The sequence below is a fragment of the Microbacterium sp. CPCC 204701 genome, from assembly GCF_004010105.1.
In the GTDB taxonomy this organism is placed as follows: domain Bacteria; phylum Actinomycetota; class Actinomycetes; order Actinomycetales; family Microbacteriaceae; genus Microbacterium.
On record NZ_RRYE01000442.1, the window covers coordinates 1 to 2,264 of the forward strand.

A 2,264-nucleotide genomic window follows, 5' to 3' on the forward strand; every position below is an offset into this window, starting at 1 on the left:
CGGTCGCCCCGAGGCAGATCGTCGTCGTCGGTCGGGCGAGCGCCGACCCGCTCGCCGACGCCGCGCACGGCATCCGCGCCGACATCGTCGCGGTGCTGACGCCCGATCAGGCGCGTGAGTGGGCGGATGCCGGATTCTCGCTGTTCGCAGAGAAGTCCATGCGGGGCGACGCGGCGACCGCGTACGACTGCCGCGACTTCGCGTGCCGGCTGCCGGTCACCGACCCCGCCGAACTCGTGGCCTGACGCCGGTCAGATCCAGCCCTGCATCCAGTTGTGCAGGCGCCAGAAGTCGTACGGCACGTTCATCGCCGAGACGACCGGGTACCAGAACGCCGAGAGCGCCAGCGCGACGACGAGGAACACGAGCACGAGCCGCTGACCGGTATGCCGTCGGTACGCGCCGGCATCTGCCGGTCCCGCGATGTCGCGGAGGGCGAACGTCAGAGCGAGCAGCAAGAAGGGGAGCGTCAGCACCGTGTAGAACTGGAACACCGTGCGCTCGGGGAAGAGGAGCCACGGCAGGTAGGTGGCGGCGACGCCGGTGAGCACGAGCGCGTGCCGCCAGTCGCGCGACACGACGAACCGGTAGGCGAGATACAGCGCGGCTGCCACCCCCGCATACCAGATCAGCGGATTAGGAATGCTCGAGACGACCTCGGAGCAACCGTTGACGGCCTCGCAGCCGTTCTCGCCGAACGCGTCGTGGTGGTAGTACATGCCCGTCGGCCGCAGCAGCAGCGGCCATTGCCATGCGGGGCTCTGATAGCTGTGGTCGGCCACGATCTGCGATGCCGCGTTGTACATCGTGACGTGGTTGATCCACAGGCTCTGCAGCGGCAGCGGCACCCACGCGAACAGTCCGGTCGCCGGGTCGTCATCGGCCGCGTGCCGGTCGTAGCCGCCGTCGGTCACGAGCCACCCGGTCCACGACGCGACGTAGACGACGAGCGCGATCGGCACGAGGAGCACGAACGTCACCGCGCCCTGGCGGAGGGCATCGGTCGGCCAGAACAGCACGCCCGCGCGCCGCCGCGCGAGCGCATCCGTGACGACGAGGTAGAGGCCGAGCGCAGCCAGCACCCAGACTCCCGACCACTTCACAGCGGTCGCGGCACCGAGGGCGGCGCCCGCCGCGACGATCCACGGGCGGTTCCACAGCACCGGGCCCCACGTCGGCGGTTCGCCGCCCGAGTGCCGCGCGGCGACGGTCTGGGCGATCCGCGTCATCGTGCGCTCGCGATCGACGACGATGAAGAGCACGGCGATCAGCACGAAGAACGTGAGCGGCGTGTCGAGCAGGGCGACGCGGCTCATCGAGATCGCAAGACCGTCCACCGCCATGAGCAGGCCCGCCACGACGGCGAACGTCGTCGAGTGGGTGAGCCGCTTCGCGATCAGCATCAGCAGGAGAACGGCCGCCGTCCCCAGGAGCGCCGTCGTGATACGCCAGCCCCAGCCCGACTCCGGCCCGAGCACCAGCATCCCGAGCCCGATGATCCATTTGCCGAGCGGAGGGTGCACGACGAAGGCGGGGTCGGTCCCGAAGACGTCGACGTCTCCCGAGAGGAAGCTCTCGTTCGCGTTCGACGGCCACGCGCCCTCATACCCGAGGTGCAGCAGCGTCCACGCGTCCTTGACGTAGTACGTCTCGTCGAACTGGTTCATCAGGTCGTGCGCCGCCCCGAGGTTCCACACGCGCAGGACGCCGGCCAGCAAGACGACGACGGCCGGGCCGAGCCACGCGTACAGCCGCCGCGCGCGCCGGTCCTCGTTCATGCGGCGCGCGAAGCGGTCATAGAGGCTCGGGCGGGCCGGGAGGGGGAGCGGTGCGGCGGGCGGTTCGGCACTGTGCTGGTCGAAAGCGGGCCGGGCGGCGTCCGTCACCCGGCCAAGTCTAGGCTGAGGGGCGTGATCATCCTCGCGGCGACGCCCATCGGAAACCTCGGGGACGCCTCGCGCCGGCTCGTCGAGGCGCTCGAGGAGGCCACCGTCATCGCCGCGGAAGACACGCGTACGACGCAGCGACTGCTCGCCGGGCTCGGGGTCGCGAACCGCCCGCGCCTGATCGCACTGCACGACCACAATGAGAAGGACCGCGCTCCCGAGCTCGTCGAGCTCGCGCGCGAGCAGGACGTCCTGGTGCTCAGCGACGCCGGCATGCCGACCGTGAGCGATCCGGGCTACGGCGTCGTCGCGGCGGCCGCCGCGGCGGGCGTCGAGGTGACGGCGATCCCGGGGCCGAGCGCGGTCGTGACGGCGCTC

2 protein-coding genes and 1 pseudogene are annotated in these 2,264 nt (G+C 70.9%); 2 read left to right on the top strand and 1 reads right to left on the bottom strand.

All coding sequences use genetic code 11. The annotated features are described in order from the left end of the window. Positions 1-245, top strand: a pseudogene (locus EIO58_RS18995) (thioredoxin domain-containing protein); the annotation flags it as partial. Positions 246-251: 6 nt separating this feature from the next. Here the strand turns inward: EIO58_RS18995 and EIO58_RS16535 are convergent. After that, the gene (locus EIO58_RS16535; RefSeq protein WP_240658954.1) at positions 252-1,886 is read right to left on the bottom strand and encodes a dolichyl-phosphate-mannose--protein mannosyltransferase; all 1,635 of its coding nucleotides are present in this window, start codon (positions 1,884-1,886) and stop codon (positions 252-254) included. 24 nt (positions 1,887-1,910) lie between these two features. On the opposite strand from EIO58_RS16535, the gene EIO58_RS16540 reads away from it, so the two are divergent. Beyond that, positions 1,911-2,264 (top strand): SAM-dependent methyltransferase (locus EIO58_RS16540; RefSeq protein WP_240658956.1); only part of this gene is annotated, 354 nt, incomplete at its 3' end.